The following is a 26,547-nucleotide window of genomic DNA, read 5'->3' on the forward strand; positions in this document are numbered from 1 at the left end:
TCATTGCTCCTGAGCCTCGGCAAACAGCGCTTCGAGCGCCTGGATCTTGTCTTCGCTGACCGCCTCGTCACGGTGCATCTCGATCTGCCGGGCCAGCAGCTCCACGGTTTCGCCCTCGAAGAACACCTTGAGCGGCAAGGTGACATTGAGCCGCGCCTGAACCTGAGAACGAATCCGCGTGGCCAGCAACGAATGCCCGCCCAGGGCAAAGAAGTTGTCGTTGATACCCACCCGCTCCAGTTGCAAAGCCTCCTGCCAGACCTCGGCCAACAATTGCTCGAGCTCATTGCCCGGCGCGACGTAGGCAACACCGTCCAATGCCCGCGCAGCCAGGGCGGTCCGGTCAAGCTTGCCATTGGGGGTACGGGGCAGGCTTTGCACCGCCTGCAACGTCGAGGGCACCATGTACTCAGGCAACTGCTCTCGCAACAGTCCCAGCAATTGCACGGTCCGCGGCTGCGCATCGGCCATGGCGGCCAACACCACATAAGCCACCAGTTGCTTGCCGGCGGCGGTGTCGCGGGCGATGGCCACGGCCTCGCGCACGCCCTCCTGCGAACCCAGCAGAGCTTCGATCTCACCCAGTTCGATGCGGTGGCCACGAATTTTCAATTGATGATCCAGCCGACCGAGGTAATCGACCAGGCCGTCGGCGCGCACACAGGCAAGGTCGCCGGTGCGATAACAGCGCTGGCCCGGCTCGCTGGCGAACGGATCCGGAACGAAGCGACTGGCCGTCAGCCCGGGCCTGTTGAGATATCCCCGGCTAAGCCCGGCACCGGCAACGTACAACTCACCCTCCTGGGCAACCCCCGCCCAGCGCTGTTGATCATCAAGAACATACAGGCGAGTGCCGGCAATGGGCTCACCGATGGCGACGCGCAGTTCAGAATCAACGCGATCCTCTGGCGCCACCTGGTAGGCGCAGCACCAGACAGTGCTCTCCGAGGGCCCGTATTCGTTGACCAGCGTTACCCCCGGCAGTGCCTGGCGGTGGCGGCGCAGCAGCTCGGGAGGACAGACCTCGCCGGCAACAATGGCGCAACGCAACGCGGGCGCCGCCTGCAGATGCTCAAGCACCTGGGCGTGCAGCGACGGCAGGGCGAGAAAGTGCGAGATGGCCTGGCGCTCTATCAGTTGGGCAATGGCTTGAGGGTCCTTGTGCGCCTGCTCAAGCGGCAGGCACAGGCTGCCGCCCTGCCCCAGGGACCAGAAAATCCCCGCCACGGAGCTGTCGAACGAGAACGACGAGAGCATCAGGAAGCGTTGCACCGGCTGCTGATAGAACTGCACCCGCGCCTGGGTCGAGGCCAGCGCATTGGCGTGGCTGACCATCACCCCCTTGGGTGTGCCGGTGGAGCCTGAGGTGTAGATCACGTACGCCAGGTCATCCGCCTCGCCGCAACTGGCCAGCGGGCTGTCATCGACCTGATCGAGCGCCTCGTCATCCAGGCTGAGCAGGGTTGTCGTCGCCGGCATGGCGATAGCCGGATCAAGCGCCTGCAAGGCAATCAGGCACTCTACCCCAGCGTCCTCGAGCATGAAGGACAGGCGCTGCGCCGGATACTGCGGGTCCAGCGGCAGGTACGCCGCTCCCGCCTTGAGGATAGCCAGCAACGCCACGACGATCTCCACCGAACGTGCGCCGTAGACGCCAACAATCGCCTCACGGCCGATTGCGCGCTGGTTCAGAACGCGGGCCAGCTGGTTGGCACGGCGCTCAAGCTGGGCATAACTGACCTGCTGCTCGCCGATCTGGATCGCTGTCCGTTCGGGATGCTGCTGCGCGTGGCGCTCGAACAACTGGTGCAACTGGCGGCTGGCGCTCTCGCCCAGCGACTGGCTGCGGTCCAGTGCCTGCTGCAACGGTCGGGCCTGGGCGGCATCCACCAGGGCAACCTTTTGTGCTGCTTGCCGGGGGTCAGCCACGGCTTGAGTGACGAACTCAGCAAACTGAGCCAGCCAGGCGCGCCCCAGTTCGGCCCTGAACGAGCCGGTCGGCGACAGCAGGCGCAACAGCAGATCATCACCGCTGGGAGCTACCTGCAGGTGGAGTTTTTCCAGGCTGGGGCGATCCAGCCGGGCCCCCTCAATCGGCTGATCAGCCCAGGAAAAACCGAAGTCCAGCCCCGCGCCCTGACCACCGAGCATGTCCAGTTCGTTAAAGCAGTCCTGCCAGGACTGGCTCAACTGCAGCTGCACGGCAAAGTGCTCGGCGTAGCCGTCCACGGACAGATCAGCCTGGCGACTGAAGGCAACCGGCAAACGCCAGGCCAGATGCCCCAGGGTAGAGTGCAACTGCTCGTTGCGCCCGCTCATTGCGCAGGCCACCAGCCAATGCTCGCGGCCACTCAGGCGACCGACGAACAGCCCCCACAGCAACAGCAGTGATGCTGCGTCCGAGTCCAGTCGCCATTGCTGGCGCAGGGTGCGCAGCGCCGGCACTACCGCTGGCAAATGCTGCTCGTGTTGCTGCAATGCCCCCATGAACGGGGTGAGCCGTTCATAAGGCAGACGCGAGTCGACCTGCATGTCGCGGTACAGATTGCGCCAGAACTCGCCCCCCTTGCGGCCGATGTCCTCCTGCGCAAGACCGGTCTGCCAATCGGCGTAGTCGGCGTATTGCAACCCGTCGAAGGGGGCCAGCGACTGCCCCTGGTAGAGCGCGCGCAATTGCTCCTCCAGCAAGCCCAGGGCAACCTCATCCAGGCTCGCCAGGGGCGCAGCGACTCGTAAGCGGTGTGCATCCTCGCCACTGCCCAGGCCCAGCACCAGGCTATGGTTCGCCAACTGCGCCAGGCACGCTTGACCCGCCTGTTCGAAGGTGCCCGGCGCCACCGACAGCAGGCACAGGCGCGGCTGGGCATGAATCACCTGAACCGGACGTTTCATCCCCGGCATGTTTCGGTACTCGGTGCGCAGGATCTCGTGCCGTTCACTCAGGTCAATCGCCGCCTGCTCGAGCCACTGGCGATCGATGGGGGCATCGAACGTCATGATCAGCTGGGCGCCGAGGATCGTGCCGCGGGCTTGCTGGGCATCGAGAATGGACGCTTGCTGGGCGGAAACCTGGAAAACTTCGGAAGGGTCGACTGGAGCGTTCATGGGGAATCCTTAACCAATTGCCACATCGACGCTGTTCAGCGCGATAGCCATTGCAGTGAGTATTTTTCGCGGCCCGGTGTATTCGTTGCGCGCGTGAACCGTAAGAATGTTGTCGAGAATCACCACGTCGCCCTGCTGCCAGGGGAACTCGACCATGACCTCTCGATAGATTTGTTGCAGGTGGGTGATGTAGTGCTCGGGGATTGCCGAGCCGTCACCGAAGAAGGTGTTCTGCGGCAGGTCCATCGGCGCGAACTCGGCCAGCAGGCTGGTGCGGATACTGTCTGGCAGCGTCAGCGCATTGAAAAAGGTCGCGTGATTGAACCAGACCGTCTCGCCCGTACGCGGATGACGGACCATGGCCGGACCGCGCTGGCGCGTGCGCAGCCGGTTACCGGGCTTCCACTGCGGCTCGACGCCGATCTTGCGGCAGTAGGTTTCAACCGCCTCGCGGTCTTCGGTCTGGAACACGGTCTGCCACGGCAAGCCCATGCCATCCCCATAGTTGCGCACATACAGCACGCCTTTGCGGGCAAACGCTTCACGCACCTGAGGATCGATCCGATCGAGAATCAGCCGTGTATCACCCAAGGGCGTCTCGCCCCCGGTCTGTGACGCCAGGTCACAGTAGAAATACAGGTGCAAGGGAAAGACCGGCGAATAGGAGTGCTCGTTGTGCGGGAAGATCTTCTCCACCGCCGGGTAGTCTGTGGAGCTGTAGACATTCAACTTGCGGGTAATCTGGGTACGTGGCGAAGCCCGGAACAGGTACTCGAGCGCGCCGCCGGAGATCACATCGACACAGCGGTTGAAGGTTTCAATGTCCTGTACATCGAAACCACGAAAAAGAATCGCCGCGTGCTTGTCCAGCTGTTGCTCGATCAGTTCGCGGTTTTCGCTGGCCCATTGCACCAGGCCCACGCCGGGTACGGTCGGGCGACACAGCAAGGGCATAGAGCCGCCTTCCAGCAGCGGCGAAAACGCCACCAACTGCTGGGCGCTGGCACCAAGGCTCTTTCTTCTGCCTTTGGCCAGTGCCGGTATGACGTGAGACTGGAAATCCGACATTTAACACCTTCCATTCGCTGATTCGACATTGGCGGCAAAGCCAACCGATAGATCCGTCCGGGCGCTGCTTCAATTCACCTGGTTGCTGCCTGCGCGCTGAGGCGAGCGCCGGCGAATCGGGTGCTGCTGCAGCAATTGCGTTCTGCGCGCTAGCGCCTGATCCTTGCCGGCCTGCTCCTGCACGGCCCGCGAGGCGTCGAGCAGAGCCTGGAGCGGTTGCTCTGGCGCCTGAATCATCTGTTCGAGTACCAAGGCCGTCTGCGCAAACAGACAGGCCATGTCATTGCTTTCGTACAGCCCGGCAATGCATTTGAAGCCAACCCCGATGGTCGTCGACGAGTTGACGAACTCGGCGATCAGGTCCAGCTCCGCCGCCGCCTGCCCCGCGGCCCAGGGCCTGATCTGCAGCCCATCGATAGCCACCGGCTGCGCCCCTTGTTCCTGGTAGATGAATTTGATCGCGAACAACGGCGACTTGCCTGAACGACGCGGCAACCGCAGCGCCTCCACCAGGCGATCGAACGGCAGGTCCTGATGGTCCGAAGCACCGATGACCGTGGTGCGGCAGGACGCCAGGAAACTGCCGATCGTCTGTTGTTGATCCACCGAGAGTTGCAGTACCAATTGATTGACGAAGAAGCCGACCATTTCTTCAACGCCGGCGTGATTTCGGTTGGCGACATCCGTCCCCAGGCGGACCCGGGCAGCGCCACAGCGCTGGCTGACGACCAGGGCAAAGCCGGCCAGCAGGAGCATGTACAGGGTCAGGCCCTGTGCCTTGGCAAACTGACGCAAGCGCTCGCTCAAGCCCTGCTCAAGGGCAAACTCGTACACCTCGCAGTCTTGCTGCTGATCGGCGGATGCGCCGCTGCCACTGGCCGGCAAGGTGGTGAAGAAATGCTCGCTGCCCAGTTGCTGCTGCCAGTACTGCAACTGCCGGTCATGCTCCCCAGCCGCCAGCCATTGACGCTGCCACACCGCAAAATCGAGGTACTGCAGGCCTGGCGCGCTCAAGCCAGGCGCCACACCGGTGGCAAATGCCTGGTAGAGCGCGCTGAACTCGCGGATCAAAATGGCAAACGACCAGTGGTCGGCGACGATGTGATGCAGCGTCACCAGCAACACGTGGCGCTCTGGCTCGGTGCACAGCAACTGCACCCGCAGCAGCGGCCCACGCTGCAGGTCGAAGGGACGCAGGGCCTCTTGCTGCACCTGTTGCGCCAGCACCACCTGCCGGTTGGCGCTGTCCAGGGCCTGCAAGTCGACACTCTCGAACGGCACGGGCAAGTGCGCCTGGACCCGCTGCCAGCTTTCGCCCTGATCCTCGAAGAACGTCGTGCGCAGCACCGCGTGGCGCGCAACCAGGGCTTCGAAGGCCAGGCGCACGGCCTCGACCTGCAATGGCCCGAGCAACTCCAGCGCGCGCGGAATGTTGTACATCGAACTTTGCGGTTCAAGTTGCCAGAGGAACCACAAGCGCTGCTGAGCATAAGACAGCGGCTGCGGCTGCGAAGCATCGACCCCATGCAAGTCCGGCAGCACGCGTCGGCTTCCGGTTGCCGGTAACTGCTCGACGAATGCCTGTAGCGACGGGCTGTCGAACAGCGCGCGCAAAGGCAGGTCCAGCTGCAGTTCATGGCGCAGTCGACTGATCACCTGGGTCGCCAGCAATGAATGGCCGCCCAGCTCGAAGAACTGGTCGTCGAGCCCGACCCGCTCAAGCTTGAGGACCTCCTGCCAGACCTGGGCGACCTGCTGCTGCAGCGCGGTGCTGGCGGGCCGATAAGGCTTGCTGGCGACGCTGCTGTCGGCCAGCGCCAGCAAGGCCCTGCGGTCGAGCTTGCCGTTCGGGGTCAAGGGCAGATGGGCAATGACGCTCAGGCGTGTCGGCAGCATGTGCGCCGGCAGGTTCAAAGCCAGGGACTGGCGCAACTCGCTGCACAGTTGCTGGCCCTGCGCCGCGTCCTCGAACAGCTGCCGGTCGGCCCCCACCAGGTAGCCCACCAACTGCTGTACACCTTGCTCTTGCTGGGCCACAACCACCGCATCACGGACCCGCGCATCGGCCAGCAAATGACGCTCGATCTCACCGGTTTCGATACGAAAGCCACGGACCTTGACTTGATGATCGGCGCGCCCGGCATACTCGATCTGCCCATCTGCCGCGTAGCAGCCCAGATCGCCAGTGCGGTACAGGCGCCCGCCAGGTTGCGCGGCGAACGGGTCCGGCACAAAGCGTTCGGCCGTCAACCCGGGCCGCGCATGGTAACCCCGCGCCAGTGCGTCGCCGGCAATGCACAACTCGCCAACCACGCCCGCAGGCACTGGCTGCAGGGCCGGCCCCAAAACCAGCAGCCGGACGTTATCGAGCGGCCGCCCGATCGGCACCATGACCCGTTCCAGCGCCCCGGCGACCATGGCGAAGGTGACCTCGATGGTGGCTTCGGTCGGGCCGTAGAGGTTGACCAGCGTACCCGGCCAGCGCTGCAACAGCTGGTTGGCCAGGGTTGCACTCAAGGCCTCGCCCCCTGCCATCAGATAGCGCAAGCTGGCCATGTTCTGCGCCGTCGCCGCCGGCAGCACCGCCTGCAGCAACGAGGGCGCCGCCTGGACAATGGTGATGCCCAGTGCTTCGACCCGGGCCCAGAGCCTGGACATATCGGCTGACAAGCCCGGCTCGGCAATGACCAGTTGCGCCCCGCAGATCAATGGCAGCCAGCACTCCCAGACCGAAGCGTCGAAGCTCAGGGCGGTCTTTTGCAGAACCCGGTCGGCAGGCTCAAGTTGCAGGGTGCGCTGCATCCAGTGCATGTGATTGGCCAGCGCCCCGTGCCGCACCTGCACGCCTTTCGGGGTGCCGGTGGAGCCTGAGGTGTAGATCATGTAGGCCAGGTTGTCCGGGTGCAGGCAGGTGCTGACATCGGCGATTGGCGGCCCGGCGTACGCTGCGCTGTCGAGCACCAGGCGGGTAACGCCCGCCGGCACGTCCAGCGCAAGGCCCGGTTGAACGAGCAACAAGCGCGCGGCGCTGTCGTCGAGCATGAAGCGGATGCGCGCCTGCGGATAACCGGGGTCCAGTGGCAGATAGGCGCCACCGGCCTTGAGGATCGCCAGCAAGCCAATGATCATCTCCAGGCTTCGCTCGACAGCAATGGCGACGACCACCTCGGCCCCTACCCCAGCCTCACGCAAACGGACTGCCAACTGGTTGGCTGCGCTGTTCAATTGCTCGTAGCTCAGGCGCTGGCCGGCATACTCGACGGCACAGGCCTGCGGCGTGCGCGCCGCCTGCTGCCGCACCCAGTCATGGATAGCCAACGGCGGCACGTCCACCGGCGGCTCAGGTTGAGCCCGCTGCAACACCGCCTCGCGTTCGGCCTGCGCCAACATCTGCAGTTCGCCCAGCGGCGTCGACAACGCGTGCGGCAATTGCTCGAGCACAGTGCGCAAATGCTCGGCCAGGCCCTGCAGCGCCTGCTCGCCGAAGGCGTCGCAGGCATAGTCGTAATCGAGCTGCAGCTCATCGCCCACGCTCACCGCCACCGACAACGCGTAGTGGGTCTGCTCCTGGTTCGCCACCGCACCAAATCGAGGGCCCTGCTGTTGTTGCAACGCCTCGGTCAGCGGGTAGTTCTCGAACACCAGAATATGGTCGAACAACGCATGGGCCTGATGCCCCGCCCAGCGCTGGATTTCGAACAGCGGGGTTTGCTCGTGCTCGCGCACCGCAAGGTTGAGCGCCTGCACCTGCTCCAGCCACTGCGCCAGGGTCTGCTCGGGCCGCGGGCTGGCAATGATCGGCAGGGTATTGATGAACAGGCCAATCTGCTGCTCGATCCCCGGCAGCGGCAGGCTGCGCCCGGCCACCGTGGTGCCCACCACCACGCTGCGGCGCCCGCTATAGTGCTGCAGCAACAGCAACCAGGCCGCCTGCACCAGGGTATTGAGGGTGATTTTCTGCTGGCGGGCGAAGGCACTTAGCTGCGCGGTGTGCTGCGCGTCGAAGCGCTGGACCAGGCTTGCACGCAGGCCCTGGGCCTGTGCCCGGCCCGCTTCGGGCAGGTAGCGCGCCAGGTGCAGCGGCTCGTCCAGCGCCTGCAGCTGCGCAGTCCAGAACTGCTGGGCTGCCCGTCCATCAAGACCCTGCAAATGCTCGATGTAGTCGCGGTAGCGGCTTGCCGGCAAGGCGCCAGGCTGGTCGTTGTAACGCGCCAGCACTTCGCCGAGCAGCCTGGCATTACTCCAGCCATCCATCAGGATATGGTGGTGGGTGTAGATCAAGTGATGCCACTGCTCACCGGTGCGCACCAGATCGAAGTTCAACAAGCCCGCGACCTGCAGGTCGAAGCCGTGTTGACGCCGGCTCAGGGCCAGGCCCTGGAGCCTGGACGCCAGCCCGGCATCGCCGCGCCAGTCATGCTCGCGCAGATCAAGCCGGACCTGCTTGCAGACAAACTGCAGCGGCTGTGCCAGGCCGCCGTCCCAGATAAAACCACTGCGCAGAATATCGTGGGCCTGCACCGTCGCCTCCCACGCCTGGCGAAAGCGTTCCGGCTCCAGGCCGTCGACGTCAACCCGTAACTGGTTGACGTACTCGGCGCCGTTGTTGCTGTACAGGGCATGAAACAGCATGCCCTGCTGCATGGGCGACAGCGGGTAAAGCTCATCGACCTGGCCGAGCAGCGGCGCAAGCTGATCGAGTTGCGCCTGCCCAAGCCTGGCCAGGGGGAAATCCGATGGTGTCGCCTGCGCGCCTGGCAGCTGGCAGCAATGCCCGATCAAGCCTTGCAGCTCATCGAGGTAGGCATCGGCCAAGGCCTGGACGGTACTTGCCTGGAACATGGCTTGACTGAACGTCAGGCGCAGGCCCAGTTGCCCTTCATAGACTTGCCCCTCGATACTCAGCCAGTTGGCCAATGGCGCATCGCTGGCCTGCCCGGCGCCACCCGGCTCACTGGCCGGATACAGCAAGGCGCGCTCGTCGAACTGACTGTCAAAGCGCCCCAGGTAGTTGAAGGTGATCCGCGGTGCAAGCGCATCACCGCCCAGGCTTGCGCGCTGCTGCGCGCTCCCCAGGTAACGCAGCACGCCAAAGCCCAGGCCTCGATCAGGCACCGCCCGCAACTGCTCCTTGATCGATTTGATCGAAGCCCCAAGATCATCCTCGGGTACCAGCCGAAGCGGGAAAATACTGGTGAACCAACCCACGGTACGGGTCAGGTCCAGGTGTTCGAACAGATCTTCGCGGCCATGGCCCTCCAACTGCAGCAACGCACTGTCATGCCCCGTCCAGCGACACACCGCCCGCGCCAGGGCGGTCAGCAGCAGATCATTGACCTGGGTGCGGTAAGCGCCCACGGCGTCCTGCAACAATTGCCGGGTGTGCTGCACATCGAGGCGGATTTCAATGCTTGCCGCGTCGCGGTTGTACAGCGTGCCCTGGCGGTTGTCACAGGGCAGGTCCACAGCGTGCTCAAGCTGCGCTTGCCAATATGGCAGTTGCTCGCCGGCACGCTCGAGGTAATCCTGCAGCTGCACAGACCAGGCCTGATAGGCACTGGTCTTGGCGGGCAGTTGAACAGCTTGCCCGGCCTGCAACCGGGTATAGGCCGACTGCAGGTCTTCGAGCAGGATCCGCCAGGAAACCCCGTCGACCAGCAAGTGATGAACCACCAGCAACAGGCGTTGACTGCCATCGCCCATGTGCACCAACAGGGCCCGCAGCAACGGCCCCTGCTGCAGATCGAGGCTGCGCTGGGCGGCTTCGCACAGCTCAAGTAGCTGGGTCGGCGTATCGGCCTGACGCTGCCACAGCTCAAGGGCCGCTGGCGGGGCCTGGTGAAACTGGCGCCAGCTCGCGCCCAGCGGCTCAAAGCGCAAGCGCAGGGCATCATGGTGATCGACCAGCGCCTTGAGCGCCGCTTCCAGCAACGCAGGCGCCAGCGTTTGCCGCGCACTGAGCAGCAATGACTGGTTCCAGTGCGCCGGTTGCGTCAGTGACAGCTCAAAAAAGCCCTGTTGCACCGGGGTCAAGGCTACATCGCCATGCACCGGCCCCTGCTCGATTTCGCGTACCGTACCGGCTTGCGCCGCCTGCGCCAGGCTGCGCAACGTCTGGTACTGGAACAGATCGCGCGGCGCCAGCAGCAGGCCGGCCTGGCGCGCGCGGCTGACCACCTGGATGGCAATGATCGAGTCACCGCCCAGCTCAAAAAAGTTGTCATCCAGACCAATGCGCTCATGCCCCAGCAGGGTCTGCCAGATCTGCGCCAGGGCGCGTTCACGTTCACTGCCCGGGGCCTGGTAGGCGCCTTTGGGGGCAGCCTGGGGCGCAGGCAACGCCTTGCGGTCGAGCTTGCCGTTGGGTGTCAGCGGCAACGCCGGCAAGACCATCAGGTGATTGGGCAGCATGAACTCGGGCAGGCTCTGCAGCAGCCAGGCCTTGAGCCGGGCTTGCCAGTCGTCCGGCGCCTCACCTTCAAACACCAGGTACGCCACCAGTTGCTTGCCCTCCGGGGCCAGCACCACGGCCTCGCGCACCAGAGCATGCTGAACCAGGCGCGCCTCGATTTCGCCCAGTTCAATGCGCAGGCCGCGGATCTTGACCTGATGATCAAAGCGCCCCAGGTACTCGATAACCCCGTCGACCCGCTGTCGCACACGATCGCCAGTGCGGTACAAGCGCTCGCCACTGCCAAACGGGTCAACCACAAAGCGCTCGGCGGTCAACCCCGGGCGGCGGTGATAACCGCGGGCCAGGCCTTGCCCCCCGAGGTACAGCTCACCCGCAACACCGGGCGGTACGGGCGCGAGGCTAGCATCCAGCACCAGGGTACGCAGGTTGGCGATCGGCACCCCGATCGGCACGCTGTCGCGGCCCTCGTCCACACAGCTCCAGTGGGTGACATCGATGGCCGCTTCGGTAGGGCCGTAGAGGTTGTAAAGCCCGGCCTGCGGCAACTTGGCAAACACCTGTTGCTGGGCATCCACCGGCAGCGCCTCGCCACTGCAGACGATACGCTTGAGGCTGCGACAACCCTCGACACCCGGCTCATGAATAAATGCCTGGAGCATCGACGGAACAAAATGCAGGGTAGTGACCTGATAACGCTCGATCGTGGCAATCAGCCGCGCAGGCTCGCGGTGTTCGCCCGGCGCGGCCACCGCCAGGCGGGCACCGCTGAGCAGCGGCCAGAAGAACTCCCAGACCGACACGTCAAAGCTGAACGGGGTTTTTTGCAGTACCGTGTCGCCGGCCTCCAGGCCATAAGCCTGTTGCATCCAGCACAGCCGGTTGACCAGCGCCGCGTGGCTGTTACCGGCGCCTTTGGGGCGGCCGGTGGAGCCCGAGGTGTAAATCACATAGGCCAGCTGCAGCGGGTCGACGACGATGTTCGGGTTGCTCGTGGCGTAGCCACCCAGCCAGGCACCGGCCTGGTCCAGCACCATCACCTGCACCGCCTGCAGCGGCAAGCGCTCGGTCAGCGACGCCTGGGTCAGTACCAGGCGCACGCCGCTGTCCTCGATCATGTAGGCCAGCCGCTCGGCCGGGTAGTCGGGGTCGAACGGCACGTAGGCGGCGCCGGCCTTGAGGATCGCCAGCAGGCCGACAACCATCTGCAGCGAACGCTCGACAGCAATGCCGACCAGGCTGTCGGCACCGATGCCGGCTTCGATCAGGCAATGGGCAAGCTGGTTGGCGCGGGCGTTGAGCTCGGCATAGCTGAGCGTTTGATCGGCAAACAGCAACGCCGTGGCATGGGGGCTGCGCTCGACCTGGGCTTCGATCAGCCGGTGCAGCGGTTGCTGCAGTGGATAATCAACGGATGTCGCGTTCCAGTCGACGACGATACGCTGCAACTCTTGAACATCAAGCATGCGCAACTGCTCGACAGGCGCGTGCGGTGCGGCCAGCATCGAACCCAGCAGGTTCTGCCAATGCCGGCCCATGCGCTCGATGGTTGGCGCCTCGAACAGGTCGCTGGCGTAGGTGATTACAGCCTGCAGACGCCCGCCCTGCTCAAAGGTATCCAGGCTCAGGTCAAACTGGGTGGTGCGGCTTTGCCAGTCGACCTGGCTCATCTGCAGCCCGCCCGCCAGGTGCAGCGTGGTGACGTCGGCGACCTGCGGCTGATGGTTGTACATCACCTGGAACAACGGTGTGTGGCTGAGGCTGCGCTCAAGGGCAAAGGCCTCCAGCAGTTGCTCGAACGGCAGGTCCTGGTGCGACTGGGCCCCCAACACCGTGTCCTTGACCGCCGCCAGCAGTTGGCTGACGGTCGTCTGCCCGTCGAGCCGGGTACGCAGTACCTGGGTGTTGACGAAGCAGCCGATCAGGCCTTCGATCTCACTGCGGTTGCGGTTGGCAATCGGCACGCCAACGCGCAGGTCACGCTGACCTGTGTAGCGGTACAGGAGAATGTTGAACGCCCCGAGCAGCAGCATGAACAGGGTCACGCCCTGGCTGCGGGCAAACGCGCCCAGGGCCTCGGCCAGTTGCGGGTCCAGGCTCAAGCGCTGGCGTGCACCGCGATAGCTGGGCAACGCCGGGCGCGAATGATCCAGCGCCAGTTCCAGCGGCGGGTGCTCCTCGCCCAACTGCGCGCGCCAGTAGTCGAGCTGACGCTGCTTCTCGCCCGCTTCCAGCCAGCAGCGCTGCCACAGGGCGTAATCGCTGTACTGGATGGGTAGCGCGGCCAGGGCCGGCACCTGCTTGCCCAGGTGCGCGGCGTACAACTGGCTGAACTCTTCAATCAGGACGTTCATCGACCAACCGTCGGAAACGATATGGTGCAAAGTCATCAACAGCACGTGCTCATCGGCCTTGAGCTTGAGCAGCAGCACCCGCAGCAACGGCCCCCGGGCCAGGTCGAAGGGCTGCAGCGACTGTTGCTCGGCCAGGGTCCGCACGCGCTGTTCACGTTCGGCGGCATCCAGCACACCGAGGTCCAGGTGCTCGACCTGCGGCCATTGCGCAGCCGGCATCAGCGCCAGGCGTTCATCGGCTTGCTGAACAAACACGCTGCGCAGGGTTTCGTGGCGCTGTACCAGGCTGGCAAACGCCTGTTCCAGCGCCTCGACATCCAGGTTGCCCTGCAGGCGCACGGCGCTGGGCAGGTTGTAGGCCGCGCTGCCAGGCTCCAGTTGCCACAACAGCCACATGCGCTGCTGGGCATAGGACAAGCCGCCCTGCCCGGCCACCGGCACCTGGGCCGGGATCGGGAACTGGGCAAAGTCGACCCCTTCGCGGGCCAGCCCCTGAAGAAAGATGCGGCGCTTTTCCAACGGCAACTCTATGAATCGGCGGGCAAGCTTGCGGGCATCTTCGGCATTCATCGGCTTTCATCCATCCAGGGGAACAACGAGCCTGCAGGCCCGGTAATTCAAGAAAAACGGATGACCGCGAATGAAAATTAAGCGCATCGGGCTGATGACCCAGGAGCTTTGAAACATTTGCTTTCAACTAACCCTGCGGGTTTTACGATTCTCGTTCGTCTTATCTATTGCAGTCCCAAGGCTGAGCATTGGCTCGACCTCAATTTCTCTGAAAAGACACCTGCAATGTCCCAGAAAGCGAAAAAGTCCAAATCCAGGCTGTGGTTCCTGGTCCATAGCTGGCTCGCCCTGCCGATCTGGTTTTTCGTCCTGATCGTCTGCGTCACCGGCACCCTGGCGGTGGTCAGCCAGGAGATCGTCTGGCTGGCCAACCCTGATGTGCGCGCCAGCAAGCCTGACGGCGACGCCGAGCGGCTGAGCTTCCAGCAGGTGCTCGATGCCCTGCACAAGGCCGAGCCGGACATGGCCGTGCGCTTTATCAGCCAGCCGGACGGTTCGCACTTTGCCCTGACCGCGGCGGTCACCTTCCCCGACGGCAGCGCCCCGACCCTGTACGTCAACCCCTATACCGGGGCGATCCAGGGCAAGAGCCCGGCGTTCAACTTCGAGGGCTTCACCCGTGCCCTGCACGGCTGGTGGCTGGTGCCGTTCACCAATGGCTACAGCTGGGGTTGGTATCTGGTGTCGCTGCTCGGCCTGCCGATGCTGGCCTCGCTGGTTACCGGGCTGGTGGTCTATAAACGCTTCTGGAAGGGATTCTTTAAGCCGACGTTGCGTTTTAACCATGGCGCGCGGATCTTCTGGGGCGACTTCCACCGCCTCAGCGGCATCTGGTCGATCTGGTTCATTGCGGTGATTTCCATCACCGGCACCTGGTTCCTGATCCAGGCGATCCTCGGTGACAACCACATCACCATTTCCACCGAACCGGTGGTGCCGGTGATTGCCCGCGAAGACGTGCCGCGCACCGAATCCGGCGCACCGGCACCGCGCATCAGCCTGGATGACGCCACGCGCATCGCCAAAGAGCAGATCCCCGGCCTTGATGTGAGCTTCGTGTCGCTGCCCGGCAACGCCTACGCCCACGTCTACCTGGGCGGGCGCGGCTGGTACCCGCTGATGTTCCAGACCGTCAACGTCAACCCGTACAACAGCAAGATCGAGGCGCAGTTCCTGATCAACGACCGCTCGACCCTGGAGTTCGTCACCGAATCCATGCGCCCGCTGCACACCGGTGACTTCGGCGGCCTGGCGATCAAGCTGATCTGGGCATTCTTCGGCCTGGTGCTGTCGATGATGGTCTTGAGCGGCCTGCTGATCTGGACCAAGCGCACCGCCCAGGCCACCGCTGCCGCCCTCAAGCGCGAGCAAAGGCCGCGTAAGCAAACCGCCAGCGCTACCGACACCGCCACGGAGGCCAGCCTATGAGCAAGGCAGCAGTTGCGCCGCAAAGCCCGTTGAGCCGCTTCTGGCACAAGTGGCGCTTTCATCTGAACATCCTGCTGTTGCTGATCCCGCTCGGCTTCATGCCCAAGTACTTTGCCGATGCCGCGCTGTTTCGCGGTGACAGCGGTCTGGGCGAGCGCGAGCTGGGCGAGATCAAGGTCGGGCCGTGGAGCGTGCAGCTGGCCGAACTGCGCGATGAAGCACCGCGCGCCGATGGCCCTGCCGGTCACTTCAAGGCCTTCAACATTGCTCTGTGCCAGGCCTGCATTCCCGAGGTCAAGGCGGCTTACCTGCGCATCGGCAAGCCGCGCAGCCTGCGCGCCGCCGGGACGATTTTCTTCGGCACCCCGTACCGCATGAGCACCAGCCTGCCAGTGCCGGCCAAGACCCGCGCCGATGCCGAAATCTGGATCACCCTCGAAGGCTGGGACGGCAGCATGCAGCAGGCTGCCGTGCCGCTGAGCAAGGCCTCGCCGGCCACCGTCGCCTGGCTGAACAAACAAGGAGGCAAATGATGACGTTGCGCAAACTGCTGCTGCCGTTGCTGCTGCTTGGCGCAAGCGGCCAGGCCATGGCCCACAACCCGATGTGCGAATGCAAGCCGATCGATGGCGGGCAAATCGAATGCACCGGCGGCTTTTCCGACGGTAGCGGCGCGCCCGGGGTAACCCTCGACGTGATCGGCTACAACGAAGAGATCCTGGTGCCGGGCAAGCTGGGGGAAAACTCCAAGCTGACCTTCAAGCGCCCTGAAGGCGAGTTCTATGTGCTGTTCGACGCAGGCCCCGGCCACGTGGTGGAAATCGACTACGCAGATATCGAGCAATGAGCCGCGTGCAGGTGGTGCGCCCGGCCGGTGCCGGGCATGAAACCCTGTACGTGCTGCTGGTCAGTTTGTTGATCCTGGCGGTGGCCGCCGGCATCGTCGCCCTGCGCGGCGAACGGCATGACGAGGTCAGCATCGAGGCCCACCAACTGGATGCCCGCCGCGACCTGACGGCCGCAGAGCAAGGCGTGTATGCCGACCTGCGGGTGGCCTTCGACGAGATCCAGGCACGCCGCGAAGAAGCCCCACAGTTGCTGGCCGTCGAAGACCTGGCCGACGAAGGCTTCCCGCCCTTCGTCGCCGATGCCAGCGCCGCCAGCCGCGGCCAGCACCACTGGCAACTGCTGCAGGAACGCGCCTACCTGGGCCTGAGCCAGGCCAGCACGGTGGCCGGCAGCTTCCTCTTGCTGGTGCCCGAGGCCCACGATGGTGTCGCTGATGTCTGGCTGCAGCGCAGTCCTTCCGCCAGCGCCCCTGCCGACTTCAGCCAAGCCGCGCTGATCGCCGCCGGCTGGCAACAGATCGCCGCCCACTACGACGCCGGCGTCACCCGCCAGCATCGTCACTGACACAAGGACGCCCCATGTTTCGCGCCACCCTCGCCCGTCGCCTTCTAAGTGTGTTCCTCGCCTGCGCCCTGCCCGCCCTGGCCGTGGCCGATAACGGCAAGCCGCTGCGCATCGGCATCACCCTGCACCCGTACTACAGCTATGTAAGCAATATCGTCGGTGACAAGGCCGAGGTGGTGCCGCTGATTCCGGCCGGCTTCAACCCCCATGCCTACGAGCCACGGGCCGAGGACATCAAGCGCATCGGTACCCTGGACGTGATCGTGCTCAACGGCGTCGGCCATGACGACTTTGCCGACCGGATGATCGCCGCCAGCGAAAAACCCGCCATCGCCACCATCGAATCGAACAGCAACGTACCGCTGCTGGCCGCCACCGGCGTGGCCGCGCGCGGCGCCGGCAAGGTGGTCAACCCGCATACCTTCCTGTCGATCAGCGCCAGCATCGCCCAGGTCAACAACATCGCCCGCGAACTGGGCAAGCTCGACCCGGACAACGCCAAGTACTACAGCCAGAACGCCCGCGCCTACGCCAAGCGCCTGCGCAAACTGCGCGCCGAAGCCCTGGCCCAGGTCACCGAAGCGCCGGGCGCCGAATTTCGCGTGGCGACCATCCACGCCGCCTACGATTACCTGGTGCGCGAGTTCGGCCTGGAGGTCACCGCCGTGGTGGAACCGGCCCATGGCATCGAACCCAGCCCGAGCCAGCTGAAAAAGACCATCGACCAGCTCAAGGCCCTGGATGTGAAGGTGATCTTCTCGGAGATGGACTTCCCTTCGGCCTATGTCGAAACCATCCAGCGTGAGTCAGGGGTGAAGATCTACCCGCTGACGCACATCTCCTACGGCGAATACAGCAAGGAGAAGTACGAAGTCGAGATGAAGCGCAACCTCGACACCGTGGTGCGGGCGATCAAGGAGTCCCAGGCATGACCGTGGCCCAGCCGCTGCTCAACCGCGCCTGCGGGCCGGACATTGCCTTCGCCGAGGTCGACCTGACCCTGGGCCGCACGCGCATCCTCGACAAGGTCAGCTTCAACGTTGCCGCCGGCAGCGTGCATGCGCTGGTCGGGCCCAATGGCGGCGGCAAGAGCTCGCTGATCAAGACCCTGCTCGGGCAGATGCCGCACCAGGGCCAGTTGACCCTGACCTGGCCGGGCGACCAGCAGATCATCGGCTACGTACCCCAGGCCCTGGAATTCGACCGTGGCCTGCCAATGACCGTGGACGACTTCATGGCCGCCATGTGCCAGCGCCGCCCGGCCTTTCTCGGCCTGTCAGCCAAGGTGGCGCCGGCCATCGACGCGGCGCTGCAGCGGGTGGGCATGCTCGACAAGCGCAAGCGGCGCATGGGCGCCCTCTCCGGGGGCGAGCGCCAGCGCGTGCTGCTGGCCCAGGGGTTGATCCCGGCGCCGCAATTGCTGGTGCTCGATGAGCCGATGTCGGCGCTGGACGAGGCCGGTATCCAGGTGTTCGAGCGCCTGCTGCACGAGTGGCGCGCTGCCGGCACCACGGTGCTGTGGATCGAACACGACCTGGAAGCCGTGGCACGCCTGGCCGACCGCGTTACCGGCCTGAGTCGCCGGGTGCTGTTCGATGCGCCACCGAAACAGGCACTGACCCCGGACCGCCTGCTCAGCCTGTTCTCCATCCACCCGCGCAGCGAGAGCACTGCCTGATGAACTACGAAGAATTTCGCCTGCTGATCCAGGGCTGGGCCACTGCCGGTTACCTGCCCGAGGCCCTGGCCTACGGCTTTGTGGTCAATGCCCTGCTCGCCGGCCTGATGATCGGCCCGGTGCTCGGCGGCCTTGGCACCCTGGTGGTGGTCAAGCGCTTTGCCTTCTTCTCCGAAGCGGTCGGCCACGCGGCGCTGACCGGCGTTGCCATCGGCATCCTGCTTGGCGAACCCTACACCGGTCCCTATGGCAGCCTGTTTGGCTACTGCCTGCTGTTCGGCATCCTGCTGAACTTTCTGCGCAACCGCACCGGGCTCTCGCCCGACACCCTGATCGGCGTGTTCCTCTCGGTATCCTTGGCCCTGGGCGCCAGCCTGCTGCTGATGCTGGCCGGCAAAATCAACGTGCACATCCTCGAGAACGTGCTGTTCGGCTCGGTGCTGACCGTCAGCGGCCAGGACCTGCTGGTGCTCGGCATCGTCGGCAGCCTGGTGCTGGCCCTGGCCTTGCCGCTGTACAACCGCATCATGCTGGCCAGCTTCAACCCGCAACTGGCGGCGGTGCGCGGCGTTGCGGTGAAGAGCCTGGACTACCTGTTCGTGGTGCTGGTGACCCTGGTCACGGTGGCGGCGGTGAAAGTCATCGGTGCAATTCTGGTCGGCGCCTTGCTGGTGATTCCGGCAGCGGCGGCGCGCTTGATCAGCCAGTCGCTCAAGGGCTTTTTCTGGGCTTCGGTGCTGATCGCCACCCTGAGCACTTTGGTAGGCATCCTGCTGCCGATCGTCTTCGACCTGCCGGTGCCTTCGGGTGCGGCGATCATCCTCGTCGCCGGCTGCTGCTTCGCCCTCGCCGCCCTCGCCCGCGGCCTTGTTCCACGCCTGCAAGGAAACCCGGCATGACCTTCAAACTCCAGCACCTGTGCCTGGCCCTGGCCCTGGCCGGCCTGCCGACCCTGAGCCTGGCCCAGAACGCCCCGGCGGCGGCCAAACAACAAGCGGCCGGGGTGACCGTCCTGGCCTCGCTGCCGGTGACCAACACCCTGGCCAACGCCCTGCTCGACGGCACCTCGGTAAAACTGCAACGGGCAGCGCCGGCGAATATTCCGGCCTCGCGCCAGCCCTCGTACTTCAGCGGCCGCGGTGGTGCCAGCCTGCAAAAGGCTGCTGGCGGCGCCGATGCGGTGATCGGCCTGCGCTCGATCTGGAGCGACGACCCGTTGTACCCGGTGGCGCGGCGCAGCAATATCCGCATCGTCGAGATCGACGCCGCGCGCCCGGTCGATGGCGCCCTGCCGGGCATCGCCGTGCAGGGCAACAATGCCTTTGCCGGCTACCCGTGGCTGAACCCGAGCAACCTCGGGCGCATGGCCGATGTGCTGGCCAACGACCTGGGGCGCTTGAGCCCGGCCGACCAACCGAAAATCCAGAGCAACCTGGCGGCGCTCAAACGCCAGTTGCTCGAGCTCAGTGCCGGCAGCGAAGCGCGCCTGGCCGAAGCGGACAACCTCAGCGTGGTGAACCTGTCGGATCGCCTGGATTACCTGGTCAGCGGATTGAACCTGGACCTGATCGACCACCCGCAGGTGGCCGATGACCAGTGGGATGCGGCGGCGCTCAAGCGCCTGGGCGATGAGCTCAAGAACCAGGAGGTGGCGCTGGTGCTGCATCACAAGCAGCCGAGCAAGGAAGTCGCCGAGGTGATAGCAGCCTCCGGGGCCAAGCTGCTGGTGGTGGAGACCGATGCCCAGGATTCACTGGCGGGGTTGAAGGCCAGTGTCGAGCAGGTGGTGGGGGCGTTGGTCGCCGGCAATAGCTGAGGGCCTCATCGCAGGTCCCTGTGGGAGCGGCGGTGCGGCGACCCGACTTGACCCGCGATGCTCAACGTTTCATACAGCGCTGATAACGCTCATCAACGCGCTTGGCAAACCACGCCGTGGTCAGTTTGCGGGTGATCTTCGGGCTTTTCAGTTCGATCCCCGGTAGCTGCGCCCGCGCCACCGCCTTGCCCGCCGCACCGTCGGCCAGGGCATACACGCCCTTGTACAGGCGGGTGTCTTCGAATTCCAGGCTATCGCCCTTCTCCAGCTGGTTGCGGATGCTGACATTGCGCAAGTCCAGCTTCTGCCCCAGGCGCCTGGCCGCCTGCTCGGTGCTGCCGGGCATGATCGCCCCCGGCGCGATCAGGTCGCCGTCGAGCGCCAGCTTCACCCCGGTAGCGCGGCTCAGAGCACTCTGGAACGCCGCATTGCGGCTGGCGTACCAACCGGCATTGAAGTCGCCGAAGCGGTACAGCTGACGGTCATAGTGGGTGGGGTAACCGAGCAGGTGGGCGATGCCGAAATACATGCCGCCACGGGCGGCTGAAGACCTCCTGGCGAATGGTTCCGGCATAGGTGTAGGGATAACCCTTGGCATGCTGCTCGGCAAAGTCGATGCTGACCTGCATCGGCCCGCCGGTACGCACCGGGTTCAAACCACCGAGCAGGGTCTTGCCCATGGGCAAGGCGCCGATCAGTTCGTCAAACAGGTCACTGAGCTGTTTTTCGCTGCGCACCGCATCAAGGCGCTGGCCGTAGGTTTTGCCACTTGCCGAGCGGGTCTGCAGGGTGGCGTCGATCAGCAGTTTGGGAATGTGCAGGCTGGCGGCGCGGCGGTCGATCTCTTGCCGGGCGATGCGACCCAGGCCCGGTACTTTCGGGTCGGCCTGGAAGGTTGATTCCTGCTCGGTGACCGCCAGTACCGCGCACAGGTTGCTCTTGCTGGCGCTGAGCTGCTGCGCGGCGAAGGCGCCCTGGATATCCCGCGCCCAACCTTCACGGTCGTTGGCGCTGGCCGGCAGCAGGCGCACGATCTGCGCGCGCACCTTGGCCGGGTCCTGCTCAGGGGCTTCACCCTGGGTGACGCAACCCTGAAGCGCCAGCAGCGCGCTGATCACAACCAGCCAACCGGTTACCTGCATAAGCCCTCCCGCCGCATCGGGCAATAGCTGCACAGTAGCGGCGCGCGGGCACGACTGCAATCAGCAGCCTGGTTTGCTCAGTTGCGTGCCGATGGTCACCGCCGTGATCGCCACCGGCTTGAAGCTCTGCAGGGCAGCCGGATCGAAGCTGCGCTCGCAGTTGTATTGGTTTTCCATGACGAAGTCTTCGCCCTTGTGCTTCTTCATCTCGTCTGCCCATTTGCTCGAGGCGGCGATGGCTGCGTCGTCGGTGAGCATGACCTCGGCCAGGACCTGGGTGAAGCCGACCGCATGCGGCCCTTCCCACAAGGCATACACCGATGGGTCGGCGGCGTTGCCACACATCTCCAGGCAGTCGGCGTAGAACTCCAGCGGGCCACCGGTGGATTCATGCAGGGCGGCGATGGTCAGCGGCTGGTTGGCCGCTGGCGCGAAGCTGCCGATGAACGAGCTGAGGTCGGCCTTGCAGGTCGGCGACAGCTGCAGGCGCAGGTCGTTGATGCTGCCGCCGGCGGCGTCGGCAGTAATTTCGCAGCCCTGTACCTTATAGGTGTGCTTGTCACCGAAGCTGGTGCGGGCAATGCCTGCGACCGACTCGAAGTACTTGAGGTTGGTGCCGAGCATTTCACCATTGAAGACCTGGGCAACGGTGGCCTGGGCCTGGGCAAACAAGGGCAGGCAGGCCAGGGCCAGGGTCGAGCCGATAGTCAGCAATGCACGCGGTTTCATCTGAACATCCTGTAAGTAATGAAGTGGCGCGCACTGTAATGCACAGCAGCGCGCAACACCACCACCTGCGGCTCAGGACAGGATGAGGTAGTCGCTGTACTGGGCCAAGGCTGCGTGCGGCCCCGGCTGCAGCGTCACATAGCGCCCGCCGACCTGGTCGACCGCCACGCAGTCGTCGACATCCAGCAGCGCGTCAGTGTGCGGTTTGCTCCAGTGCCGGGCCATCTGCTGCTTGCCCTTGGCCTTGGCTTGCTCTTTGTTGCTGGCGACCACCAGCAGGTAGCGATGCGCCTCGCCAAAGCAGCCCGGCTCGTAACCGCCAAGGTTGATGAAGTACAGGCGCGGCTCGCCCGGCGCCGGTTGCAGGTCCGACCAGCCCAGCTTGAAGCCCTCTACCCCGTCGACCTCAAGCCAGGAGTCGATATGCAGGCCCTTGGCGCTGCCGAACCACTGCTCGCGCAACTGCGGGTAACAGGCCGCCAGCGACGGCCCGACGACAAAGGCCACATCGTGCACCTCGATCCTGGCCCGCGGGTGCTTGCCGCCGAGCATCACCACATACAGCATCGAAGGTGTAGCGCTCACGGCTGTTCGCCCACCATGTAGGTCTTGCTGATGTGGCGAAACTGTTCATGGGCCGAACTGCCCATCAATTCGAACACCACCATCTCGCGGGTGACGATCTGCGCCCCGGCGGCGCGCATGCGGGCAATGCCGGCGTCACGGTTGTGGGCACCGCGACAGTCGCAGGCATCCTCGACCACGAACACCTGCTTACCCAGCTCAAGCAGGCCGAGCACGCTTTGCAAGACGCAGATATGGGTTTCCATGCCGCAGACGATCACCTGCTCGCGGGCCAGCAGCGCTGCCGGCAGGCACTCGGCAGCCACGCAGGAAAAGTGCAGTTTCTCGACCACCGCAGCGCCGGGCGAAGCCTCCTTGAGCTGCGCCACGGTCGGCCCCAGGCCCTTGGGATACTGTTCGGAAAACACCGTCGGCAGGCCCAGGGTAGCGGTCGCCGCCAACAGCCAGCGGGTGCGTGCGAGGGTGCCGGCCGGGTCGCTGACCGCGCCAATGAGTTTTTCCTGAACATCGATGACCAGCAAGCTGGCCTGATTCGGCTTGATCAACATCCTCTGCCCCTGGGTTGCGGGTAAAGCCCAAGGCTCGCCCATCAGACCGCGCTGCGTCAATGCTCAAGCCGACAGCCGATGGGGCTCCAGGGCAGCGCTGAGCACGCCGAGCACGCGCGCTTCATGCTCGTGAATGAAGAAGTGGCCACCGGGGAAAATCTCCAGCGAGAAGTCGCCGACACTCTCCTGGCGCCAGGCCAGCAGTTGCTCTTCGCTGGCCTTGTCGTCTTCCCCGCCGAGCACATGCACGGGGCAACGCAGCGGCGGGCGCTGGCGATATACGTAGCGTCCGCACAAGAGGAAATCGGCGCGCAGCACCGGCAGGGTCAGGCTCATCAGCTCCTGATTGGCCAGCACCTCTTCCGGCGTGCCTTGCAAGGTGCGCAACTCGTCGATCAATACTTCATCGCTCTTGGGCTCGCGCCACTTGCCGCCGTCGTAGTCTTCACGCCGGGTGGGCGCGGCCGTGCCGCAGGCGAACAGCGCCACCGGCGGCGGACAGCCCAGCGCCTGCAGCTCGTGGGCCAGCTCGAAGGCCAGCAAGGCGCCCAGGCTGTGGCCGAGCAAGGCATACGGCTGGCTGGCCGCCAGCCGTTGCTCGCTGGCCAGCTGGCGGGCCAGCACCTGCATGTCGGTCAACAGCGGTTCGCCCAGGCGCGCGCCGCGCCCGGGCAGTTCCACCGGGCGCACCTGCAACCAGGCCGGCAGCTTGCGCCGCCAGCGGCTGTAGACCATGGCACTGGCGCCGGAATACGGCAGGCACAGCAGGGTCAATGCAGACACGGCCGCCCCTTACTGCGCCGCAGCGGTTTCGGCCATCTTCTGGCGCAGGCTCAAAGGACGCATATCGGTCCAGACTTCGTCGATGTAGGCCAGGCATTCTTTTTTCTGGCCGCTTTTGCCCACAGTCCGCCAGCCCGCCGGGATCGCCTTGTAGTCGGGCCAGATCGAATACTGCTCTTCGTGGTTGACCACCACCTGGAACACGATGTCTTCGCGGTCGAATACCGATGTCATTGCCTGTCTCCTCGATTGATTGGGCCCGTCACGCCAATGGCGTACGGTGGCTTTCAAGAGAACGAACGACAGGTGCAATAAATTAATCCGCGGTCACCAGCACACTGACCAGCTCACAACGCTGGAACGGTCCCGAAGCCTGGCTTTCGCCGCTGACCACTACCTGCACGCTGTAGGAGCCCGGCACCGGGGTGTCGAGCCAGGTACCGAGTTGACCGGCGCCGCTGCCCAGGTGCACCACCCGTTCCTGATGGGCGAGGATGTCCAGTTCCGGCAGCAAGGTATGACGCAGCGCAGCCAGGCGCGCCAGGGGTTCGGCGATGCCCTGGGCGCGGTCGAACGGCAGCGCCTGCACGGTGTAGAGCTGGTCGTCGTATTTGATCAGGGCGTCGGCCAGGCTGATGGTCGGCCCCTGCACGATGGCATGGGCGCGGACATTGCTGAGCACTTCGCCACCGGCCTCCAGGTGCACCGTCAGCGGCAGCGGCTGGCCGGCCGTGTGCCGCGCGGCCATCTCCACGCTCAGGCGGATGTCGGCCAGGCCGCTGCGCACCGTTGCCCCGTGCTGCAACGCCCCGGCGGTGCAACTGATCGATTGCCCGCTGCCGGCGAACTCGACCTGCAGGTACCACTGCCCCGGTGCCGGCTGGGGAATATTGAAGATGACAAAACCGGCACCGATGATGCTCGGCGCCCGCGGGCTGACGGCGCCGCTGGGGTCGACCAGGCTTACTGAGAGCTGATTGCCGCGCGGGCTGGCGCTGGTGTAGCTGACTTCGCGGCGCGACCACACCAGCGACAACTGCGCAGCACCCGGGCGCTGGCCGATCACCACCGGAATCAACTGGTAGCCATGCTGGGCGATATCGCACAACTGGTTGTTCAGTAGCGCCGCCCTGGCACTGGAGGCGCGGATCTGGTTGTAGACCTTCATCAAGTCCACCGCCCGCGGCGCATAGAAGTAGCGACCACCGGTGCGTTGGGCAATCTGCTGCAACAGGTGTTGGTCTGCCTGCGGGCCGAGGGCGCAGGCCATCACCGGGTAGATCGGCAGCACCTCCAGCGGTGGAGGCCCGTCATTATGCTGACCGTCGCTGAGCAGCACGCAGGCGCGGGACAGCCGCGAGGCGTCGAGAAAACTGCGACTGTGCTGCAGGCCCAGGCCGATGGCGCTGGACAGCCCGTCAAAGGCCAGCCCGGCGACCGCAGTGGCAGCGCTGGCGGTGATGTTGAGCAGCGGGTCGACCGTGGCCAGGCCACCGTTGCCGGTGAATACCGTGCGCGCCTTGTGGTCACAGGCGACCACCGCGAGCTTGTCGCCGGCCTTGTGCAAGCGCAGGAACGCCTGGGTGTCGATCAGCGCCTGCTCGACGTGCCCATATTGGCTCATGCTTTCCGATATATCGATGATCGGCACAACTGAAACGGTGCTCATGCCCTGTGCTCCCTGCTCATGGGCTGTTTCTGGATCATAGCCACGGTGAATACCCTGTCAAACCGCTTAACTGACATAACGCCACCATTGGTCGCCTGAGGCTACGGCCGGCAAAAGTCGCCCGGGTAGCTATATTGAAGCGCTGAGCTTGCCCTCCGTCCGCAACCTTCAGAGGTGCCTATGTACACCATCGGATATGCAGCGCAACGGCCCGACGCGCCCCTCGCCCCCTTCCCGTTCGAACGCCGCGAACTGCGCGCCAACGATGTGGCCATGGAGATCCTCTACTGCGGGGTGTGCCACTCCGACCTGCACCAGGCCCGCGACGACTGGGGCATCAGCCGCTACCCGATCGTGCCCGGGCACGAGATCGTCGGCCGGGTCACGGCAATCGGCAGCGCAGTAAAACGCTACAAGGTCGGCGACGCCGTGGCGGTGGGGTGCATGGTCGACTCCTGCCAGCAGTGCGACCAATGCCGCAAGGGCGAAGAACAACTGTGCCGCGAGACCAACACCCAGACCTACAATGGCCTGGACCGCATCACCAGGGCGCCGACCTACGGCGGTTACTCCAAGCACCTTGTGGTGCGCGAGGAATTCGTCCTGCGCGTGCCCGAAGGCCTGGACCTGGCCAAGGCAGCGCCGCTGCTGTGCGCCGGGATCACCACCTACTCGCCGCTGCGCACCTGGAATGTCGGCCCCGGCAGCCGGGTGGCGGTGCTGGGCCTGGGCGGCCTGGGCCATATGGCGGTGAAACTGGCTGCTGGCATGGGCGCCGATGTCACCGTGGTCAGCCGCAGCGCCGACAAGCTCGCTGACGCCCTGGCCCTGGGTGCCGACCAGCTGCTGGTGTCCTCCGACGCCAAGGCCATGGCCAGCGCCCGTTCAAGCTTCGATCTGATCATCGACACCATCCCGGTGCGCCACGACGTTTCGCCCTACATGGCCTTGCTCGACATCGACGCCACCCTGGTGATCGTCGGCCAGGTCGGGCCGATCGACGAGCAACAGACCGTACCCTTGATCCTCGGCCGCCGGCGCCTGGCCGGCTCGCCGATTGGCGGGATTGCCCAGACTCAGGAAATGCTCGATTTCTGCGCCAAGAAGAACATCCTGCCCGACTGCGAAATGATCCGCATGGAGCAGATCAACGAGGCCTTCGAGCGCATGGAGCGCTCCGATGTGCGCTACCGCTTCGTCATCGACATGGCCTCATTGCAGGCGCCTGCCAAGACCTGACAGCGCCT

General features: G+C 64.9%; 18 protein-coding genes and 1 pseudogene. 9 read left to right on the plus strand and 10 right to left on the minus strand.

What is annotated here, in order from left to right; genetic code table 11:
• The 3 genes from ACZ9A3_RS14235 to ACZ9A3_RS14245 all read right to left on the minus strand — a co-directional run bounded on the left by ACZ9A3_RS14235 (position 1) and on the right by ACZ9A3_RS14245 (position 13,509).
• On the minus strand, positions 1-3,105 hold the full coding sequence (locus tag ACZ9A3_RS14235; protein WP_476252836.1) for a non-ribosomal peptide synthetase: 3,105 nt from the start codon (positions 3,103-3,105) through the stop codon (positions 1-3).
• A 9-nt stretch (positions 3,106-3,114) separates the two neighbouring features.
• Positions 3,115-4,173: a TauD/TfdA family dioxygenase gene (locus ACZ9A3_RS14240; protein ID WP_476252837.1), complete on the minus strand. Its 1,059-nt coding sequence runs from the start codon at positions 4,171-4,173 to the stop codon at positions 3,115-3,117.
• A gap of 69 nt (positions 4,174-4,242) precedes the next feature.
• Positions 4,243-13,509, minus strand: a complete 9,267-nt coding sequence (locus tag ACZ9A3_RS14245; protein WP_476252838.1) for an amino acid adenylation domain-containing protein — start codon at positions 13,507-13,509, stop codon at positions 4,243-4,245.
• Between the two features lie 225 nt (positions 13,510-13,734).
• Here ACZ9A3_RS14245 and ACZ9A3_RS14250 point away from each other — a divergent pair, with 225 nt between their 5' ends.
• The 8 genes from ACZ9A3_RS14250 to ACZ9A3_RS14285 are packed head-to-tail and all read left to right on the plus strand — an operon-like array spanning position 13,735 to position 19,844.
• Positions 13,735-14,937, plus strand: coding sequence for a PepSY-associated TM helix domain-containing protein (locus ACZ9A3_RS14250; protein WP_045194614.1), 1,203 nt, complete (start codon positions 13,735-13,737; stop codon positions 14,935-14,937).
• Positions 14,934-15,470, plus strand: a complete 537-nt coding sequence (locus ACZ9A3_RS14255; protein ID WP_213603814.1) for a thiamine pyrophosphate-binding protein — start codon at positions 14,934-14,936, stop codon at positions 15,468-15,470. Before ACZ9A3_RS14250 ends, ACZ9A3_RS14255 begins: the two co-directional genes overlap by 4 nt.
• Positions 15,467-15,784 (plus strand): hypothetical protein, encoded by a 318-nt coding sequence (locus ACZ9A3_RS14260; protein WP_184959411.1) that lies wholly within the window; start codon positions 15,467-15,469, stop codon positions 15,782-15,784. The genes ACZ9A3_RS14255 and ACZ9A3_RS14260 overlap by 4 nt, the downstream gene beginning before the upstream one ends.
• Positions 15,781-16,350 (plus strand): DUF6162 family protein, encoded by a 570-nt coding sequence (locus ACZ9A3_RS14265; RefSeq protein WP_476252839.1) that lies wholly within the window; start codon positions 15,781-15,783, stop codon positions 16,348-16,350. Before ACZ9A3_RS14260 ends, ACZ9A3_RS14265 begins: the two co-directional genes overlap by 4 nt.
• A 14-nt stretch (positions 16,351-16,364) precedes the next feature.
• Entirely contained in the window at positions 16,365-17,282 is a 918-nt protein-coding gene (locus ACZ9A3_RS14270) for a metal ABC transporter substrate-binding protein (RefSeq protein ID WP_045194619.1), read from the plus strand.
• The gene (locus tag ACZ9A3_RS14275; RefSeq protein ID WP_045194621.1) at positions 17,279-18,028 is read left to right on the plus strand and encodes a metal ABC transporter ATP-binding protein; all 750 of its coding nucleotides are present in this window, start codon (positions 17,279-17,281) and stop codon (positions 18,026-18,028) included. Before ACZ9A3_RS14270 ends, ACZ9A3_RS14275 begins: the two co-directional genes overlap by 4 nt.
• Positions 18,028-18,927: a metal ABC transporter permease gene (locus tag ACZ9A3_RS14280; protein ID WP_045194622.1), complete on the plus strand. Its 900-nt coding sequence runs from the start codon at positions 18,028-18,030 to the stop codon at positions 18,925-18,927. Before ACZ9A3_RS14275 ends, ACZ9A3_RS14280 begins: the two co-directional genes overlap by 1 nt.
• Complete coding sequence (locus ACZ9A3_RS14285; protein ID WP_476252840.1) at positions 18,924-19,844, plus strand: metal ABC transporter solute-binding protein, Zn/Mn family; 921 nt, start codon at positions 18,924-18,926, stop codon at positions 19,842-19,844. Before ACZ9A3_RS14280 ends, ACZ9A3_RS14285 begins: the two co-directional genes overlap by 4 nt.
• Before the next feature lie 61 nt (positions 19,845-19,905).
• Here ACZ9A3_RS14285 and ACZ9A3_RS14290 read toward each other — a convergent pair.
• From ACZ9A3_RS14290 to ACZ9A3_RS14320, 7 genes and pseudogenes are all read right to left on the minus strand, one after another.
• Positions 19,906-20,986, minus strand: a pseudogene (locus ACZ9A3_RS14290) (DUF1615 domain-containing protein).
• A 60-nt stretch (positions 20,987-21,046) separates the two neighbouring features.
• Entirely contained in the window at positions 21,047-21,715 is a 669-nt protein-coding gene (locus tag ACZ9A3_RS14295) for a hypothetical protein (protein WP_433884808.1), read from the minus strand.
• A gap of 72 nt (positions 21,716-21,787) precedes the next feature.
• Positions 21,788-22,282, minus strand: coding sequence for a DUF1543 domain-containing protein (locus tag ACZ9A3_RS14300; RefSeq protein WP_213604386.1), 495 nt, complete (start codon positions 22,280-22,282; stop codon positions 21,788-21,790).
• Positions 22,283-22,296: 14 nt separating this feature from the next.
• On the minus strand, positions 22,297-22,848 hold the full coding sequence (locus ACZ9A3_RS14305; RefSeq protein ID WP_045194633.1) for a hydrolase: 552 nt from the start codon (positions 22,846-22,848) through the stop codon (positions 22,297-22,299).
• Positions 22,849-22,911: 63 nt separating this feature from the next.
• Entirely contained in the window at positions 22,912-23,631 is a 720-nt protein-coding gene (locus ACZ9A3_RS14310; protein WP_045194635.1) for a thioesterase II family protein, read from the minus strand.
• A 9-nt stretch (positions 23,632-23,640) separates the two neighbouring features.
• Entirely contained in the window at positions 23,641-23,865 is a 225-nt protein-coding gene (locus ACZ9A3_RS14315) for an MbtH family protein (protein WP_476252841.1), read from the minus strand.
• 82 nt (positions 23,866-23,947) lie between these two features.
• A complete protein-coding gene (locus ACZ9A3_RS14320) occupies positions 23,948-25,300 on the minus strand; it encodes a vWA domain-containing protein (protein ID WP_258594164.1) in 1,353 nt (450 codons plus the stop codon).
• Between the two features lie 180 nt (positions 25,301-25,480).
• On the opposite strand from ACZ9A3_RS14320, the gene ACZ9A3_RS14325 reads away from it, so the two are divergent.
• Positions 25,481-26,539, plus strand: coding sequence for an NAD(P)-dependent alcohol dehydrogenase (locus ACZ9A3_RS14325; RefSeq protein ID WP_476252842.1), 1,059 nt, complete (start codon positions 25,481-25,483; stop codon positions 26,537-26,539).
• Positions 26,540-26,547 lie beyond the last annotated feature (8 nt).

Source organism: Pseudomonas sp. TE4620 (assembly GCF_056279045.1).